The sequence below is a fragment of the Dawidia soli genome, from assembly GCF_018598185.1.
Taxonomy (GTDB): domain Bacteria; phylum Bacteroidota; class Bacteroidia; order Cytophagales; family Cyclobacteriaceae; genus Ohtaekwangia; species Ohtaekwangia soli.
Genome location: NZ_JAHESC010000034.1, coordinates 35,517 through 54,791, shown reverse-complemented (window position 1 = coordinate 54,791; position 19,275 = coordinate 35,517). Strand labels below are relative to the sequence as shown.

General features: G+C 57.4%; 8 protein-coding genes. 3 read left to right on the top strand and 5 right to left on the bottom strand.

Going from position 1 to position 19,275, the window contains the following annotated elements:
* Positions 1–192 precede the first annotated feature (192 nt).
* The 4 genes from KK078_RS20815 to KK078_RS20800 all read right to left on the bottom strand — a co-directional run bounded on the left by KK078_RS20815 (position 193) and on the right by KK078_RS20800 (position 11,663).
* Positions 193–3,543 carry a VCBS repeat-containing protein gene (locus tag KK078_RS20815; protein WP_254092244.1) on the bottom strand — a complete coding sequence of 1,117 codons (3,351 nt, stop codon included), beginning with the start codon at positions 3,541–3,543 and terminating at the stop codon, positions 193–195.
* Positions 3,544–3,550: 7 nt separating this feature from the next.
* Complete coding sequence (locus KK078_RS20810; protein ID WP_254092243.1) at positions 3,551–6,865, bottom strand: VCBS repeat-containing protein; 3,315 nt, start codon at positions 6,863–6,865, stop codon at positions 3,551–3,553.
* A 97-nt stretch (positions 6,866–6,962) separates the two neighbouring features.
* The gene (locus KK078_RS20805; RefSeq protein ID WP_254092242.1) at positions 6,963–8,501 is read right to left on the bottom strand and encodes a RagB/SusD family nutrient uptake outer membrane protein; all 1,539 of its coding nucleotides are present in this window, start codon (positions 8,499–8,501) and stop codon (positions 6,963–6,965) included.
* Between the two features lie 12 nt (positions 8,502–8,513).
* Positions 8,514–11,663, bottom strand: a complete 3,150-nt coding sequence (locus KK078_RS20800; protein ID WP_254092241.1) for a SusC/RagA family TonB-linked outer membrane protein — start codon at positions 11,661–11,663, stop codon at positions 8,514–8,516.
* Positions 11,664–11,922: 259 nt separating this feature from the next.
* Here KK078_RS20800 and KK078_RS20795 point away from each other — a divergent pair, with 259 nt between their 5' ends.
* Complete coding sequence (locus tag KK078_RS20795; protein WP_254092240.1) at positions 11,923–13,773, top strand: glycoside hydrolase family 13 protein; 1,851 nt, start codon at positions 11,923–11,925, stop codon at positions 13,771–13,773.
* Here KK078_RS20795 and KK078_RS20790 read toward each other — a convergent pair.
* Positions 13,762–17,088 carry a DUF7948 domain-containing protein gene (locus tag KK078_RS20790; RefSeq protein ID WP_254092239.1) on the bottom strand — a complete coding sequence of 1,109 codons (3,327 nt, stop codon included), beginning with the start codon at positions 17,086–17,088 and terminating at the stop codon, positions 13,762–13,764. The two genes, KK078_RS20795 and KK078_RS20790, sit on opposite strands and share 12 nt — an antisense overlap.
* Positions 17,089–17,331: 243 nt before the next feature.
* Between KK078_RS20790 and KK078_RS20785 the strand changes: the two genes are divergently transcribed.
* Both KK078_RS20785 and KK078_RS20780 read left to right on the top strand, forming a co-directional pair.
* Complete coding sequence (locus KK078_RS20785; protein ID WP_254092238.1) at positions 17,332–18,105, top strand: DUF1223 domain-containing protein; 774 nt, start codon at positions 17,332–17,334, stop codon at positions 18,103–18,105.
* Positions 18,106–18,250: 145 nt separating this feature from the next.
* Complete coding sequence (locus KK078_RS20780) at positions 18,251–19,111, top strand: DUF2911 domain-containing protein (RefSeq protein ID WP_254092237.1); 861 nt, start codon at positions 18,251–18,253, stop codon at positions 19,109–19,111.
* Positions 19,112–19,275 lie beyond the last annotated feature (164 nt).

Below are 19,275 nucleotides of genomic sequence, written 5' to 3'. Positions count from 1 at the left end.
TTTCAATCACCCAACAACCCCTGGAATTAAAAACGGATTATTCTACATAGAACAAGAGATTCAATCGTTTCCTGGCATTCAACCTGGGCACCGGCAGTTACTGGCGAAAGTCTGAGCGAAGCGGTGATCCCGATAGCTATCGGGAGTGCCTGGCCGGTAGGCAGTTTGCAACTGCCGTAGCCGCGTAAACACCTACAGACGCGGCTTCAACGTAAAAGCCTCCACTGTATCATTATTCCGCACCGCCAGGTAATGCACCGTACCCCCCACCTGCACCGCCCGCAACTGTCGGGTCTCTCCTCTCACGCAAAATCCCGACCGGCACGAAGGAACCGCCGTAAAGTTACCCTTGCCGTCCCCTGTCAGCAACAACCCATAGCCCGCATCATACCGCCCCATCTGAATATTGACAGGATAAAAGTTGCCGGCCAGCAAAATATCAAGCTTGCCGTCGCCCGTATAGTCACCGGGCAGGATCGCCTGCACCGGCGAGAACTGTGCCGCCGTCGGCAACCGCCGGACACGGAACTTACCCTGGCCCAGGTTTTCAATATACGCGCTCGCAAAAGTATAGGCCGTATACTGCTCGGCCTTGTCCAACGCCTCCCGCCCGAACATCTCTTCGATAGACGCATCCGCAAATTTGTGATACGAGAGATACCGCTTCTTCAGGTACGGCATCTGCTTGGTCATCTCGTCGCGCGTATGGAAAGAATACTCCTTGCCGTGAATATAGTGCGTCAACACCTGGTCCGTGCTGTCGTTCTTGTCAAAGTCGGCTACGTACATCCGCGCAGGCTCTTGTACCGAGGCATGCAGCTTGGCGTTCAACCCCAGGTTGCCACCCACCAGGTCCAGGTCGCCGTCGCCGTCAAAGTCCGCGGGTTGCAATGTATTCCACCACCCCGCGGTGTGCTCCAGACCGGAGCCTTCCAGCGGCAGCGGTGTCAGCGTGCCTCCCTGGTTCAGGAAGATCGTTACGGGCGCCCACTCGGCTGCCACCACCAGGTCTTGTGTGCCGTCGCCATTCATGTCTGCCCACGCCGCCTGCTTCACAAACCCGAACGCCTTCAACGCCGGGGCTACAGTCTCCGTCACATCGGCAAAGTGGCCCTTGCCGTCGTTGCGTAGCAAATAACTATCCGGGCGAACGCCGTAGCGCCACACCGTGGTGCGCGCACCGATGAACAGGTCCTGATCACCATCGCCGTCTACATCCGACGCACGGGCGCAAGACCCCGTCAGGAACAGCTCGGGCAGTCCCTTCGACCGCGACAAAGCTCCCTTCCCATCGTTGAGATACAACCGCGGGCACCGGTGCGGCGACTTGTTGGCAAACTCGTTACCTCCGCTCACCACCACCAGGTCGCGATCGCCGTCGCCGTCCGCATCAAACATCACCGCATCGACATCCTCACTCGTACTGTCCGCAGCCAGCGCAGGCTGCGCCAGCTCCACGAACGTACCCTTCGGCGTCTGCAGGAACGTCTGACCCGTGATCCATTTCGCACCCCCTAAGAAGATATCTTCCCGGCCGTCGCCGTTCAGGTCGCCTACCGCCACGGCCGGTCCTTCCGCCGACATCATGTGCGGGATCAGCTGCTCGCGGTTAAACTCCACGAACTTGTTCTCCTTGTGCCGGTACGACAGCGCCAGCGTATCGGTCGAACGCCGGAATACCGGCGTGTACCGGTGAAACGGCGTATAGTCGAATGTGCCCGACGCTTGCTGCTCGTCCAGCGTGATCCGCTGGTTGGCATGTACCTGGCGCAGCGTTTGGAACGCGCCGCTGTTCCAGACTACGGTAACCGAGTCCGCGCGTGCCGCGTCGCCCAGGCCGAACGTTACGCGTGGGTCTACCGCGCTCTGGTAGCCCCGCGTCGGCATGCACTCCTGCATCTGCAGCCCTCCCTGGCGATACACAAATATCTTGGCGCCTACGCCCACCGCGTTGGCCCCGCGGCCCTTCAGTACGAATTGTAAGTACCCCGGCTGCTTTACCGCTTTATCGGCAGGCCGCGCGGTCAGCGTACGGTTCTCGTATACCGACGCCTCGTCCTCGAGGTTGTTCACGACAAGATCCAGGTCGCCATCGTTATCCAGGTCCACATACGCGGCGCCGTTGCCGTACGACGGCAGGTCCAGGCCCCATTCCGGCGCGCGGTTGGTGAATGTCGAATCGCCGTTATTCTGGTAGAGATAGTTTGCCAGTTTGATCTTGGGCATCTTGTCGATGTAGATCATCTCTTTCTCGGTCATCGACTCCTGCGAGATCTTCCGCTGCACCGTGTCGGCCGAAATAAAGTTGATATAGTCCAGGTCGTTCGAACGACGGTAGATACCGTTGGAGATAAAAATATCCTTACGCCCGTCCAGGTCGAAATCGGCAAACAGCGACGACCAGCTCCAGTCGGTCGCCGCCACGCCGGCCAGCAGGGCGATCTCGCTAAACGTGCCGTCCTGGTTGTTGAGCTGCAACGTATTACGCGCGAACTGATGATTATACCCGAAGTTGATCTTGAAATTATAGACATCATAGGTCTCCTCCGCCTGCGAAGCCTTCAGGATCTTCGGGTCCTCCGGCAGCATGTCCATGGCGATCAGGTCCGGAAAGCCGTCGTCGTTGAAGTCGGCAAAGTCCACGCCCATGGTATACCGGCTGGTGTGCGCCATGGACGCTTCCAACGTCTCCCGAAACGTGCCGTCGCCCTGGTTGATATACAGGTAGTCGTTTTCGTGAAAGTCGTTGCCGACGTATAGATCCGGCCACCCGTCGAGGTTCACATCGCTCACTACAACGCCCAGGCCGTACCCCAGCACCGTACTGTAGATCCCGGCCGCTTGCGTCACCTCCACAAAGTGACCCTGCACGTTGCGCAGCAGCTTGTCGCCGGCCAGCGGATGCGGCACCTTGCGCAAGGTAGACTTGCCAAAGGTACCGTTCTGGTGCAACGAATGGTTGAGCATGAACATATCCAGGTCGCCGTCGCGGTCGTAATCGAAGAACGAAGCCTGCGTGGAAAATCCCACCAGGTCGAGGCCATACTCCATAGCACGATCCTGGAAGAGCGGCACACCGTGCTCATCATTGCCTTCGTTGATAAAGAGCTGGTTCTTGCCTTTGTAGATCAGGTAGTCGCCCAGGTTGCTGACATAGATGTCCAGCCGGCCATCGCCGTTCACATCGGCCATCGTCACGCCGGTGGTCCATCCCTGAAAGCCCGCGACGCCCGACACGTCGGTAACATCTTCGAACTTCAGGTCACCCTTGTTGAGATACAGCTTGTTGGGCTCCTGGTTGGACGTAAAGTATAGATCCGGCAGCGAGTCGCCGTTCAGATCGCCCGTGGCCACGCCCCCGCCGTTGTAAAAATACATGTAGTTGAAGATGTTGAACTCCACGCTTTCGGTCAGCGTGTTCCGGAAGGTGATCCCCGACTCGGCCGACGGCACCCGGCGAAAGCGTTTGTCACCGTCCGACGAACACCCGGCCAGCAGGCAGAGACCCAACAAGAACAAAGAAGAGATAGAAGATCGTTTCATCGGAAAATTAACGTAGCGTATAAAATCGAAGGGTGTCGTTATTGCGGACAAAGGCCAGCAGTTTCTTACCACGTGCATTCAGCACGCGCACATGCCGCACCTCGCCGGGCAGCAACAGCCCCGACGTGCGCGACGGCAACGCCGTAAAGCCACCCTGGCCGTCACCCGTCAGCACCAGCCCGTGCAGCGCATCGTACCGGCCGGCTTCCGGCTTCACGGCAAACAGGTTGCCGCCCAGCAAAATGTCCTGCATACCGTCGCCGTTCACATCGGTCACGGCAATGCCATATACCGGCGACACCTGCGCCTCGAACGGCAGCGCCTGCAACCGGAAGCCCCGGGCACCGTCGTTCAGCAACACGCTGGTGCGCGGCTCATAAAACGTCAGCACCGTGGACCGCTTCAGCAAATTGGCATCGAAGATGTCGGCAACGGACTTGCCGGCATAGTCCTGGTAGTATAAGAATTTCTTTTTGAGCGAGCTCATCTGTTTGATCAGGTCCTGCCGCATCGCCATCGGAAAATCCTTTCCTTCGCGACGGAACGCAAACACCGGCTCGACGGAACCGTTCTGATCGAAGTCGTTTACATACAGTGTGACCGGCGACGAAGCCGTCGGTTTGAACTTGGAGTTTAAGCCCAGGTTACCCAGCACAAAATCCAGGTCGCCGTCGCCGTCCAGGTCGGCAGCCTCCACCCGGTTCCACCAGCCCTGCGTATTGGCAAGGCCCGGCACGTCGGTCACCGGCGTCAGCTGCTTGCCGTCGTTGCGGAAGATCGTGACCGGCATCCATTCGCCCGTGATGAGCAGGTCCGGGAAACCATCGTTGTCATACGCAAACCACACCGCGTCCGTCACCATGCCCAACCGCTTCACCGCCGGCGCATAGGCCGCCGTGGCATCGGTAAACGTCCCTTTGCCATCGTTCAGCAACAGGAACTGGTCACACGGCATGCCGTAATACGTCGGCATCACCCGCGTACCGATAAAGAGATCGAGATCGCCATCGCCGTCCACATCGGCAGGGCGCACGCAGCTCCCGCTCTGGTATAGCAGGGGGATCCGGCCCGTGGTCTTTTCGAACACCGGCATGCCGCCACGCAGACCTTTGTTCTCGTAAAAGCGGTCCGTGCTCTCGGCAGACTGCGTCGTATACTCGGCTCCCCCCGTGACCACGTACAGGTCCAGGTCGCGGTCGCCGTCGGCATCAAAGAACACAGCGTCCACACACTCGGCCAGCGAGTCGGCATCAAAGGGCCTGCCCGGCACCGGCGTAAACGTCTGCCCCGGCCGTTGCATATATAACGCCGCCGCGTTGCCGACCGAGCCACCCACAAAAATGTCGTCCAGGCCGTCGCCGTTCAGATCGGCCGTCGCAAAGGCCGGCCCCTGCGTCGACAGCATGTGGTACAGCAAGCGGTCGCGATCAAAGTCGTTAAAATCATTCTCCCGGTGTGCAACCTCCGTGCGTGTAACCGGCTGCAGCAAGGGCTTGACAGGGGCCGCTGGTCTTATCGCCACCGGTTTTGCCTGCGCATGATCGAGCACCAGGTGCTGATCGGCCGGCACATCGGTGCGGACCTCCACCAGCCCATCCGGCCACATCACCACCAGGCTATCCACCTGCTTCGCCTCGCCGAGGCCCAGCACCAGCCGATAATCCATACTCGACTGAAAGCCCCGGATGGGCATGTGGTCCAGCAAGATCACCTCGCCGTCCTGAAAGGCCTTGATACAAGCGCCCAGCCCAAACGTATTCTTTTCCGTGCCCTTGAACGAAAGCGACAAAGAATGCGACCGGCCACGCTCACGGCTTTGGTTGCGATACACAAACACCGGCGAGTTGACATTGTTGACGACCAGGTCCAGGTCGCCATCATTATCGAGGTCACCGTATGCCGCGCCGTTGGAGAAGCCCGGTTCGTCCAGCCCCCACGCCTGCGCCACATTCCGGTAACGCCACGCCGTGTCGGTCAGCGTAAACATATAGTTGGGCAAGGGTACCGAAGGCATGCGTTCCACAAAGGCATTGAAGTCCACCTTCTTGCCTTCGATCGCCGCCTGCATCTGTTCGCTGCTGCCCAGGAAGTCGATAAAGTCCAGGTTGGTCAGGTCGCGGTAGATCCCGTTGCTGACGTAGATCTCCTTGTGCCGGTCGTTGTCGAAGTCCGCGATCAGCGCCCCCCAGCTCCAGTCCGTCGCCGCCACACCGGCCAGCTGGCCGATCTCGCTGAACGTGCCGTCCTGGTTGTTGAGGTGCAGCATGTTGCGCATATACTGGTGATAGTAGTCGTTCTTCAACCGCAGCGTGTATACATCGTAGGTCTCGAACGACGAGATCGTCTTCACCCGGGCATCGTCTTCCGGTAGCATATCCGTGGAAAAGATCTCCGGGTAGCCGTCGTTGTTCAGATCGGCAAAGTCCGCGCCCATGGAAAACATGCTGATGTGCCCCATGTACGACTCCAGCGCTTCCGTAAAAGTGCCGTCGTGGTTGTTGATATACAGGTAGTCACGCTCGTAGAAGTCGTTGGAGATATACAGGTCGGGCCAGTTGTCCTGGTTGACATCGCCCACCGTCACACCCAACCCGAAACCGATCACGCTGCCATAGATGCCCGCCGCCGCGCTCACATCGGTAAAGTGACCGTTGTCGTTCCGGTAGAGCTTGTGCCCGCCGAACTCGTCGCGCTCATGGCGCAGGTTGCGATAACCCAGCGTCGATACCGGGCGATAGGAATTGTTCAATACATAACAGTCCAGGTCGCCGTCCTTGTCGTAGTCGAAGAAGGCCGCGTGCGTGGAGAAGCCCCGGTCGGCCAGACCGTACCGCGCGGCCTGTTCGGTAAAGGTGAGATCGCCGTTGTTGATAAAAAGCTCGTTGTCGCGGTTGCCGCCCTTCACATCGCCGGCGTTGCAGATGTAGATGTCCAGCAGCCCGTCGTGGTTGATGTCGACCAGGCTCACGCCCGTAGACCATACCTTCAGACCTTTCACACCGGCCTTTTCGGTAATGTCTTCAAACTTCCAGTCGCCTTTGTTGAGGAACAGTTTGTTATCGCCCATGTTGGACGTGAGGTATACATCGGGCAGCCCGTCGTTGTTGATGTCGCCGATGCCCACACCCCCACCGTTATAAAAGTTCCGGTAGCGGAACACGTCGAAGTCGGCATCGATCTTCAGCTCGTTTGTAAAATCGATCCCCGTCTCCGCGGCCGGCAGCCGGGTGAACAACGTATTCCGGTTGGCGGCAGGGGCCGGCACATCGTTCTTCTTACAAGCGCTGACAACGAGCAGACACAGGATCCAATATCTCCACATGAAAAATATACGCATATACGATGCTAAAAATAAAAAAAGAAGGCACGCGGTAAACTACGACGTGCCTTCTTTAATTTATCCGGCGTGACAACCGGTATTAGTAGCCTTCGGTCGGCTGCAGGTTCGGGTTGGTCGTCAACGCGTTGGCCGGGATCGGGTATACATTGCGGAATGCATCCGTATTGTTCATATACGGGAACGGCGACGTGAAGGTACCAAAACGCACCTGATCGTTGCGGCGCCATCCTTCGATGTACAGCTCCCGACCGCGCTCGTCCAGGATATCGTCGATCGTAACACCTTCCGCTTCCGATGCGCCGCGGATGCTGCGTAACGCATTATACAGCGTCAGGGCATCTTCACCTGCGGTACCGCCGCGCAGGATCGCCTCGATCTTCATCAGGTAAGCGTCTGCATAGCGCGCCAGGACATAATACCGGTTATAACTTCCTGTGCTCGGGTGATATTTAATAACACGGATACCGTTACGCTCGTTGTTACCTGTCAGGGTCGTGTTGCTCGCAAAATCCTTCGTGAAGATCAGCGGATTACCCGGACGATCCTTCAGCGGGGCGCCCATGGAATCATACTGCTGACCGATCAGGAACCCATAGCCTATACCCTCCTTTACCCGGTCTTCATAGTTCTGCACATAACCCCGGCGTTCCTCCTGATCGTGGCCAGGCTCGTTGTTGTTTGGATCACCTTCGAACAGAGCGTAGAACTCTGCCGTGGTCGAGAAACCGTTCCAGCCGCCACCGGTGTTGGTCGATACACCCTGATTGTAGTGCAGGCCGTTCCAGATGCGGTTACCCCACTCGGCGTCCGTCCAGAGAATTGTCTCGGGGTTGCTCGCATCCTTAAACGTATCAAAGTAGTCCTCATTGAGAGCAAAACCGTCCGCGGTAATCGCATCGACGTGCGTGATCACCTGCGTCATGTCGCTGGCGGCTGCCGCTGTATTCAGGTAGATGTGCTTGTTCAGATAAATCTTCGCCAGCAGGAAATGTGCGGCAGCTTTCGAAGCCTTGATCGTATTGCCGCCGGGGCCGGTAGACGGCAGCGCAGGCAGCGCTTCGGTCAGGTCTTTAATGATAAAGTCCAGTGCCTCCTGAACACTGAATACTCTCGGGTCCGCCGTCACCGCGTCGTGTACGTCACGGAACGGCACCTGCCGATATAAGTCCAGTACATACCACATGTTAAAGGCACGCAGGAATTTACCTTCCGCCGTTTGTTGCGCATCCGCACCCGACTCGCTGGCCAGCAGCTGGTTCAACTTGTACACGTTGCGGTTCAGGTTGTTCCAGGTATTGAGAATGTACTGATGAGAATCATCCCACTCGTGCTGGCGCAAGCTCCGCCAGATGCCGTTGTCACCCCAGTCAACACCGCGCGTAGGCACCAGCAGCTCATCGGACGCTACTTCCGACAGCGCGTACAGGTTCTCCTGGTTTCCCCAGTCCCGCAGGTCCAGGTAGGCTGAGTTCAGCGTCGCATCCGGAGGAACACCCGCAAATACACCTTCTGATTCGATCAGATAAGAGTCCTTCTCTTTTACTTCCAGGTCGGTACATCCTACGCCCAGTATAGCGACCAGGATGCCCGAGGTTATCTTCAGTTTATGTACGTTCATACTCATACTCAATTAAAAAGTTGCGTTCAGGCCAAAAGTCAGGGTTCTCGCGCGCGGGTACGACGTGTAGTCGATTCCCAGGGAGGGAACGCCGTCACGTGCTTTGTTGGTATTTACTTCCGGGTCCAGGCCCGAGTAGCCGGTGATCAGGAACAGGTTCTGGCCGCTGGCATACAGGCGAACCTTCTTGATCAGCGAGGTCTGCTCGAAGTTAAAGTTATACCCCAGATTTAAATTCTGCATTCGCAGAAAGTCGCCCTTCTCCAGGTAGCGTGTCGAAGCATCCGGTGCGTTGGCCGCGGCTTCGCCGGTATACAGCGAGCTGGCAATAATGTTCTTACCTGTCGCCAGCGAACCCAGCGAGAAGTATGCATTGGCCGTGTTGTTGTATACCCAGTGGCCGTACTGCCCGGTCAGGAATGTTGAGAGATCCCAGTTCTTATAACGGAAGTTGACCGAGAAACCCAGGTTGTATTTCGGGATCGGGTTCTTGCCGACATAACGCTGGATGTCGCCGTTGTAGATCGCGATACCATCCTGGTCGAAGCCCTGAAACTCACGAATGAAGTATGTAAACAATGGCTGGTTGTTGGTAATCCGCTGAGCGAAGGCACCCGACAGACCCTGACCGTTGATCTCGCCCGTATTCAGTGGCGCGCCATTGTAGTTCTTTACTTCATTTTTATTGTAGGAAATATTGAAACCGAAGTTCAGCCCGAAATTGTCGCTCTCGACCGCGATCGCGTTCAACGACAATTCAACACCCTGGTTGATCACATCGGCATCCAGGTTGCGCCAGGTAAAGGGCTGTGGCGCGGGCTGCGCCGATGTTACCTGGATCAGCAGATCCGTCGTGTTCTTGCGGTATACATCGATGCTACCCGTCAGCTTGTTTTCCAGGAAACCGAAGTCGAGACCGATGTTCAGCTGTGAGGTTTGCTCCCACTTCAGGTCAGGGTTCTCGAACGCTACGTTCGATGTGCCCGGAGGCGGGGCCTGACCATCGTTACCGATCGTCGGCGCACCGAAACGATTGGCCGTACCGTTGTTATACTTGATCCGCGCCTGGTGCAGGTTGTGCGGAATCTCCTGGTTACCGGTCACGCCATATCCTACGCGGAACTTCAGGTCGGTGAATGCTTCCGGAACAAACTCCTCTTCCGACAGGCGCCAGGCCAGCGAGCCCGACGGGAAATAACCATACTTGTTGTTACCGCCGAAGCGGGTCGAACCGTCCGCCCGGAAGGTGACCGTCGCCAGGTATTTGTCAGACAGGGAATAGTTCACCCGGCCAAAAAAAGACTGCAGCTCATCCGTTGAGTTGAAGATGTCGCCCGTGACTGAGCGCACCGGCATGTTCGTCGGAAGATTATCCAGGTCGATCGTTGTGGGCTCCGGCGACAATGTATTGATATACATGCGCTCGCGATTGCCGTTTTCCGCATCAATCACGGTATAATACCCGAACTGCTGGTACGACTGATCGATCATGCCCTGTACGATGCCGGCGCCGGCATGCAAGTCATTCACCATGCGGTCCATGTTTTCGCCGGCAAAGCCCCAACCCAGCACCGTCAGACCCTTGCGGTTGAATTCCTGGTACGAATACCCCAACACCGCGTTGAGGGTTCCCTTGCCGATGGTCTTATTGTAATTAAAATAGGCTTCCAGCAAGTTGTTGTCGGTTTCAATTTCGGCAAAGCCACCACGGCCGTTGCCTTCCACACCGTTGCTCAACCGTAGCCGGGGAGAGAACACTTTGTCACGTGTAGATTCCGAACGGTCAAAGCCGCCCGTCACTTTAAAACTCAGGGAAGGAAGAATGTCGTAAGAACCCGTTACATTGATCAGGTGGCGGTCGGTTTGCGTATTGTCCTGATGATACTTCAGATAGGCAAGCGGGTTGATGTTTGTATTGGAGAACTGCGAGTCGGCAAACCGCGGCCAGGTGGGATTGGCCATGATCATGGAACCGATCAGGTCACCCTCGAAGCCCGAGTTTTCGGTGATCGCCGCAGCCTGGTCGTCCACCCGCGAGAAGATCATCTGGGTACCCAGCTTCAGCTTGTCGTTGAGGAACGATTTGTTCAGGTTCAAACGGCCGGTGTAACGCTTCAGGCCCGTACGCTCGACAATACCCTGCTGGTTATCATAGCTGAACGACGCCCGATAGTTCAGGGTCTTGTAGTTGTCCGAGAACGAAAGATCGTGACGGTTGGAAACCGACGTCCGGAGCACGGCGTCCTGCCAGTCCGTATCACCTCCAAAGTCCAGCTCCTCGAGGTTCGACCCCAGCCGTGCCGCGCCGTTCAGGAACTGATCGCGGTTCAGCAGATCGTACTTACGCGCCACCCGCGCAAAGCTCAACGTCGCGCCGTATTCCAGCTGACGACGCTTGCCCTTCCCGCTTTTGGTAGTGATCAGCACAACCCCGTTGGCACCCCGTGAGCCATAGATGGCCGTCGCCGAGGCATCCTTGAGAATGTCGATGCTTTCAATGTCGTTCGGGTTGAGGAAGTTCAGCGGGTTCTTGGCCGAGGCGTTACCGCGACCGATATCCAGGCCGCCGCCCGAAACGTCATCCCCCGCCAGGGGCACACCGTCTACCACGTACAACGGGTTGTTACCCCCGCGCACAGACGACGTACCGCGGATCCGGATGTTAGCGCCCGCACCCGGCTCGCCGCTCGCCGAGGTGATCTGCACACCGGCCGACTTACCTTGTATGAGCTGCTCGGGTGATGCGATCACCCCCGTGTTAAAATCTTCGGCTTTTACAGACGCCACGGCTCCTGTCGCGTCGCGTTTCTTGATCTCACCATAACCGATCACGACCACTTCGTTCAGCGCGGTCACGTCGGCCTGGAGCGTTACGTCGATATTCGACTGCGTACCCACCGCGATCTCCTGCGATGTATAGCCCACAAAGCTGAATACCAGGGTAGCTCCCTCTTGTACGGTGATGGTGTACACCCCGTCGGTACCGGTAATGGTACCATTGCTTGTTCCCTTTTCCAGGATGTTGGCGCCTGGGATAATTCCGCCATCGTCAGATGAACTTACCTTTCCGGTAACGGTTCGCCCCTGCGACCAGGCCATGGTAGTGCCGAACAACAGCGCCACCATGAGATACCTGCTTAAATACAGATAAAACTTCGTCATACGTTTAAGTTTTGGGTTAATTCCTCTCTCCCCAAACGCGGCGGCTCAATGCACACGTTTGAAGACTACTCTGAAAGTAGGGAATTCCGTTCGTAATTCCTGTAAGAAATCTTTAAAAATTTAACAGGAATCGAATGCACAAACGTTTCCGAAAACGTAAACTGCAAAACCGGAAGAGCAAAACCGACGTTTTTTGTATTCTTGGCAGTTCCTCGGGAACATCCGAACTTAGACCTCAAGACCCCTAAATCTCCACCCTATGCACCGACGCCGCGCCGTCTTATCCACCCTGTTCCTGCTCCCCTTTTTCCTCCCTCTCCGCGCTCAAAATGTCACGGTCTATCCCCCCTCCTGGTGGATCGGCATGAAGTCTCCCACCCTCCAGTTATTGGTACGGGCCGACGACCCCGCATTTAACAAACGTACCGTCACCGTAAACTACCCCGGCGTCACCCTGCAGCAGGTGCACCCGCTGGAACACGGCAAATACCTCGCGCTGGACCTCGCCATTGCCCCCGACGCCCGGCCGGGCACGGTACCGCTGGTATTCGCCGCCGGCAAAAAGACCACGCGCGTAGACTGGCCGCTCAAGGCCCGCACAACGGACAAGCCCTTCGCGCAAGGCGTCACCAGCAAAGACCTGATCTACCTGGCCATGCCCGACCGCTTCAGCAACGGAGACCCTGCCAACGACCGCATCAAAGGTATGCGCGACCAGTCCCTACACCGCGACTCGATCTTCTACCGCCACGGCGGCGATCTGCAAGGCATCATCAACCACCTCGACTATCTACAGAAATTGGGCGTTACCGCCCTCTGGCTCATGCCCGTGCTGAAGAACGACATGCCCCACCGTACCGAGCACGGCTACGCCATCACCGACCACTATGCCATCGACCCGCGCCTGGGCAACGAGGCCCTCTACACGCAGCTCAGCGACGCGCTGCACCGCCGTAACATGAAGCTGATCCAGGACGCCGTCTACAACCACGTGGGCCTCTACCACTTCTTCGTACAGGAAAAACCGACACACGACTGGCTGCACGAGTGGCCCACCTATACCAACACCACCTACAAAGACCAACCCCTGCTGGATCCCCACGCCGCCCGCAGCGACCGCGACCGCATGAGCAACGGCTGGTTTACGCCGCAGATGCCCGACCTCAACCAGCACAATCCCTACGTGGCGAACTTCCTGATCCAGCACGCCCTCTGGTGCGTCGAACAGTTCCGCCTCGACGGCTGGCGCATCGACACCTACATCTACAACGACCTGGCGTTCATGAACCGCTGCAACCAGGCCCTGCTCGACCAGTATCCCAACCTCTCGCTCTTCGGCGAAACATGGGTACACGGCGTGCCCAACCAGGCCTACTTCACACGCAACAAATTCGAGATCCCGTTCAAAAGCAACCTGCCCGGCGTCACCGATTTCCAGGCCAACCTCTACGGTATCATCTCCGCCCTGAACGAGCCCTTTGGCTGGACCACCGGCGTCAACCGGTTGTACTACACGCTGGCCAACGACTTTGTGTACGAAGACCCCACCCGCAACGTCATCTTCCTCGACAACCACGACATGAGCCGCTTCTTCTCCGTCGTGGGCGAAGACGTGCGCAAACACAAAGCCGGCATTGCATGGCTGCTCACCAGCCGCGGCATCCCCCAGCTGTACTATGGCACCGAGATCCTCATGAAAGGATTTGCCAATCCCGACGGCTGGGTACGCCTCGACTTCCCCGGCGGCTGGCCCAACGACCCGGCAAACAAGTTCACGGCCGCCGGCCGCACCGAAAAAGAGAATGAAGTATTTGACTGGACACGTACGCTCGCCACCTTCCGCAAAACCTCGCCCGCACTGACTACCGGCAAGCTCACACAGTATGTACCCGAAGACGGTGTGTATGTATACTTCCGCCACGAGGGGCAACAAACCGTGATGTGCATCTTTAACACCAACGACAAGCCCACGACCGTAAACACCCAACGCTTTGCCGAAAGCATCGGGCAATACAAGGGTGGTACGGAGATCACCACGGGCAAAAAATATACCCTGGGCAGCGTGTCCGTGCCCGAATATTACCTGCTGGTATTGGAATTAACGGAGTAGCTGCACCCACCCTTTGCAGGTGGCGTGACCTTGTACGGTCACTTCAAAGAAATACGTGCCCGAGGCCAGGCCGCTGCCGTTCCAGTCGTTCTTGTAGTCGGAAGATTCATAGAGAAGATTGCCCCACCGGTTAAAGATCTTCACTGCCACAGGATAGCCCACATCGACCGGCGACTGCGACGGCGTCTGGCCATATCCGATCACAAACGTGTCGTTCTGGCCCGGCGAAGCATCGGGCGTGATGACGTTCGGCACCTTCAGCGTAAAAATATCTACCGGCTGTGATTGCTCGGTGACACAGGTGCTGTCGCCCGCTTGCCGGGCGGCAATTAATTTTACGATATACGTACCGTCATCCTTATACCGATGGGTAAAATCCGTCAGATCCCACAGGGTGCTATCACCCATGTCGAAATACAGCTCATCCGTAGCCACCAGGCTATCGGTCAGGTTGATGACGTGCACTACGGGCTGAGAAAAACAATCGGTGATGCGGTCCAGCGTAAACTCCGCCCGGATCAGCGGCACCACATTCAACTGCACCGTGTCCCTGCCCATGCACCCGCTCACCTCGGTGTAGGTCAGATAATATACCGTGGTATCGGCGGGCATCACTACCGGCGAGGGTGACGCTGACGTAAAGCTGCCGTCGGCGCTCCGCCAGGAATACACCGCGGCACCGCTGGCCTGGAGCGTATACTCCGTGCCCGCGCAAAGATCGTCATTGTCCTGAACCCGGGCTTGTGCATCAAATACATCCACATAGACCGACATGGAGTCGACGCCTTTACACGTCTCGGGCGCAAGGGCCTTTAGCCACACCGTATAGCGCCGGTTAGATTCTTTGTATCGGTGTACGATCGGATCCGTGTTTGTTGTCGTCAACGTTGTACCGTCGCCAAAATCCCACTCATATACCTTGCCGCCATAGCTGAAATTTTCGAACACGATCTCGTCCGGAATACAGATCTTATTCACCCCGGGGTGACTGAAGTCCACGGTATTGGTGCGCACCGCCGCCCGCAGTTGCGACAGGTCGAACTTAAAGACGGCATTATTACAATTGCTGCTTCGGTTGGTGCGATGCGCCTCCGGCACATTCTCCGCCGGAAAATCCGAGAACCCGCGGCAGCCGGCGCATACTGCATGATACACCACGCCCTGCTTATCAAACCGGCTGGTGCCGCCGTCTACGTGTGTCTGCGAAACAGTCCCGCCCAGGAAGGTTGCGTATAACAAGGTTCGCACATCGCCGCTCAATACCATCAGGTAAAAATCGTGACCGTGCCCCACCCGTTCGTAAGCGTCCGGAGTAGTCTGCAACCCCGTGGTGCTGGTACCGTTGATCTCGCCTCCCCAACCACTCAGGTAGATAAATCCACATTCGCTCACCAGGAACGCCGTGGGCGAAAGGACCGGTAAGAACCCGCCTTTGCCGATCACCGTCGAAAGCAACGTATCGCGCAGCGTGTTGGAGAGCTTCTGGATAAAGTGTCCGCTGTTGGCGTTGTAGTACACCTGCTGCCGCTTACTGACCGGGTAGCGCCCCGTGGTCTGGCCGAAGAGATACACATCACCGTTCTGATCCAGGTCCACAAAATAACATTGATCCGTATCCGATGTGCCCACAAACGTGCCGTTGCGCATGGCGCCCGCCGCCGTAAAGGACATCACCCAACCGTCGATGCCGCCCCACGAAGTCCTGCGGAAACCATTCATGCCGGGCAGGCTTCCGTTCGTACCTCCCGCCACAAAGACGTTACCGGCAGGGTCCAGCTCCAGCGAATACGCCACGTCCATACCGCTGCCTCCGATGAAACGGCTCCAGACAATGCCCGACAGATCGGACGTGAGCTTTACCAACACTGCGTCCTGCCCGCCTCCATGCGTCGTCCCGCTATTCACGGCCGGGAAATCGGTCGAATACGTGCTCGATGCGAAATAGACAAGATCGTTGGCGTCGACAATAATGTCTCCGCGCAAAGCATCGCCATAGTTCCGGTTCAGGATATTGTCATTGATACCGTCTGGCTCGGAGCCGCCCACATACGTTCCCGCCAACAGCCGGCTGCCGTCGCCGCTCAGCTTGGCGACGAACAAGTCAACCCCTGTCGAGAAATCAATGCCACCGATCGGCTCCGTGCCCAACCCCTCCTGGAAGGCCGAGCTGTTCGACACCGGAAAATCCGACGAGCTCGTCACGCCCAGCACCACCAGCTCACCGGCATGGTTCACCACGAGGCTTTGCGGAGTCTCCACACCGTCGCCGCCGAGGTAGGTGGCATATAACATCGCCGTTCCGGCCGAATCGAACTTCATCAGACCGATATCCCAATTTCCTCCCTGGTGTGTCACCTCAAACGCGCCGGGTGTCACCGGGTACTGCAATCCCGGAACGTTTTCAACGATGCCCCCGGAATACGCATGGCCCAGGGTATCGTAGGTTGCCGTGAAGCCCCAGTTGTCGGCCGTCGAGCCCGAGTACCCCGAAAATACCAGCGCCGGGTCGATCACCAACGTATAGGCTGGGTTGTATCCCTCCGGGAAATCATACCCCACCACCTGACCGCGCAAGGTATACCGGCACGGCACCGGTGTGCGCCGGCCGTGGATCTCCTGGTATGCATACGGCTTCAGCTCCCACACTTCGTTGACCGAGGTGCGAACGTACAAACTGTCGTTGACGATCGACACCTCGTCGGCCCCCGTATAGCGCAACGCGATCGCCGACGGATCCTGCATCGGCGATACGATCCATTCATATTTCATACGCCCATCCTGCGAGCCATAGACCAGGTCGATGCCGCAGTACAGGTCGTGATAACGCACCCGGCTATACGCGGCAGCACCGGAAGCCCACCGCGCCGGGTCGTCGCCCAGAAAATAGTTGTATTGCGTCACCACCTTCTCCTCCCCGGCTACATACGTCAACGGATTGGCCCCCACAAATATCACGTCTACAACATGCGCGTTCGTGGCCGGCACCAGGTGATGCCCGTCGTCGGCAACGTGCCCGTCGGGCACACGGTGTTCAGACTTGATGTGTTTCGCGGGGGCAGCGCTCCGCCCTTGAAAAAGAAACTGAAGCTTATCGCGTTGAAAGGTGAGATAACCGCCTTCGACCGGCGCGCCAAAGAGAATGCCGGCATGCCACTGATGTTTGTTCTCGATAAAGTGGATGCTCGCCGCAGGCGTCGGAAGCGGATCAGTGGCCCGCACCGTTGTAAAAACCAGCAGACATAACAAGGCGGAGACCCACCACCGTACCATCCGGTACTTGTATACACCCTCCAACCCACGGAAAAATATTCTCATACGCACGATGGACCGATACCCCGGCCTCCTACCAAGGTAACAAATATCATCCACATCAACGGCCGCCTCGTAGACAACCGGTGGCAATCGGCCTGCCTGCCGGTAGGCAGGTCGACCAGCTGCTTGCTTGCCGGCCGTTACAAATGTCCGGCTGGCGCACGGTTTTGTCCACCTCGCCCGTTTCCACCGAACCTGCCCCCGGCAAGCCCGTATTTTTGGATCAGAAAGCAACAAACAACACGTATGAGATCCACGAACGTAATCATAGCCGGTGTCGGAATCGCACTCTTCATCAGCCTGGCCGCCTTCACGACATCCATCCCATTCACGCACAGCACACCTATCGGTGCCAAAGGTTTTGCCCTGCTGGAGCTGTTCACCTCCGAAGGATGCTCCAGCTGCCCCCGCGCCGATGACATCCTGGCCAAAATTCAAGCCGGGGCAAAAGACAAACCCGTCTACGTATTAGCCTATCACGTCGACTACTGGAACCGCCTGGGATGGAAAGACAAATTCAGCGACCCATCGTTTTCAGAACGCCAGAGAACGTATGCCCGCCGGCTGCAAAGCGGCTCCCTCTATACACCTCAGATCGTCGTCAACGGCAATAACGAACGCCTGCATTGGGATGCCGCCACCTTACAGGAAGACATCCGGCAGGCCCTGACAGCAGCCACCGATGCGACGCTCGACCTCCAGGTAACACAAAACAACCGCACCCTGACGGTGAAATACCAGGCCACCGGCAAAACCAACGCCTGCGAGCTCCTGATCGCCCTGGTGCAAAAACATGCCGTCAATAAGATCATCCGCGGCGAGAATGAAGGGCGAACACTGACGCACGCCCAGATCGTGCGAACGCTCACCACCGTCAACCTCAAAGCCGGTCAGCAAGGCACGAAGGTGATCGAAGCACCACCGGACTTCAATCCCCGCGACTGGGAGGTCATCGGATTTATACAAAACACATACAACGGTTCCGTTACCACTGTAACGAGAACGTCACTAAACATATAGTGGGTGTAGGGGCTACACCCCTACACCCACTGCACCTGGCGCGAGTCTTAGCCCGCCGCGGGCGAGACTTGTGCCCGCCATTGTGCCGGTCTCCAGACCGGCCTATAACTCCGCGCCCTATACAGACACACAATCGAAACAAACTATGAAAGCAAAACACATCCTTTTCATCACCCTCCTCCTACTCGCCGCAATCCCCCCAAACACCCACGCCCAGATCCCCGGCCTGCCCAACCCCAGCGCTACACAAACAATCGACCAGGAGATCGGCCTCGGCCACGCCATCGTGACATACTCTCGCCCCAACGTAAAAGGCCGCGTCATCTATGGCGGCCTGGTACCCTACGGCATCGTGTGGCGCACCGGCGCGAATACCGCCACCGAGATCACCTTCTCCGAAGACGTAAAACTGGAAGGCCACAACCTACCCGCCGGAACCTATTCCCTGTTCACCATACCCGGCAAAGACCAGTGGACCATCATAATAAACAGAGCCGTCAAAGAATGGGGCGCCTATCGCTACAACGCAGAGAACGACCAGCTGCGGTTCACGGTAAAACCGACAGCCATTCACGACAAGCAGGAAACCTTCACCATCCAGTTCGCGAACGCCACATCAAGCTCCGCCGACCTGCAGATCATCTGGGATCACACCACCGTCACGGCACGAATAACCGTCGACGACGACGCCAAGATCACCGCCACGATCGAAGCGCTGATGAACGCCGAGCACAACACCAACCTGGCATACTTCAACGCGATCCAATACTACTACACCAACAACAAAGACGCCGACAAAGCCCTGGCCTGGATCAAAAAAGCAAAAGCCGACGTACCCACCAACCCAGCCTACCACCTCTTCGAATCCCGCTTCCTCCTACGCAAAGGCAACAAAGCCGCCGCCATCACCGCCGCCGAAGCCGGCCTCAAACTGGCCACCGAGCGCAACTTCGACGAATACATCAAACTCCTCACCGAAGCCCTCACCACCGCCAAAAACAAATAGTTCCACGCCGCTTGCCGCGGCAGTTGAGGATTGGAATGCCAGCAAAAGACAGAATCTGAAAGGGCGCAACAATTCGGGTATGTGCGTACCCCGAAGTTGTTACGTCCTTTCAAGGCTTACTATATATTCCACGTTGTTTACCCGGGCCTGCGCTATCGCTTCAG

Bases quoted from the DNA above. Each gene is read 5' to 3' on its own strand.
- KK078_RS20790 (WP_254092239.1), bottom strand. From the start codon at position 17,088: ATGAGAATATTTTTCCGTGGGTTGGAGGGTGTATACAAGTACCGGATG.
- KK078_RS20805 (WP_254092242.1), bottom strand. From the start codon at position 8,501: ATGAACGTACATAAACTGAAGATAACCTCGGGCATCCTGGTCGCTATA.
- KK078_RS20795 (WP_254092240.1), top strand. From the start codon at position 11,923: ATGCACCGACGCCGCGCCGTCTTATCCACCCTGTTCCTGCTCCCCTTT.
- KK078_RS20780 (WP_254092237.1), top strand. From the start codon at position 18,251: ATGAAAGCAAAACACATCCTTTTCATCACCCTCCTCCTACTCGCCGCA.
- KK078_RS20800 (WP_254092241.1), bottom strand. From the start codon at position 11,663: ATGACGAAGTTTTATCTGTATTTAAGCAGGTATCTCATGGTGGCGCTG.
- KK078_RS20815 (WP_254092244.1), bottom strand. From the start codon at position 3,543: ATGAAACGATCTTCTATCTCTTCTTTGTTCTTGTTGGGTCTCTGCCTG.
- KK078_RS20810 (WP_254092243.1), bottom strand. From the start codon at position 6,865: ATGTGGAGATATTGGATCCTGTGTCTGCTCGTTGTCAGCGCTTGTAAG.
- KK078_RS20785 (WP_254092238.1), top strand. From the start codon at position 17,332: ATGAGATCCACGAACGTAATCATAGCCGGTGTCGGAATCGCACTCTTC.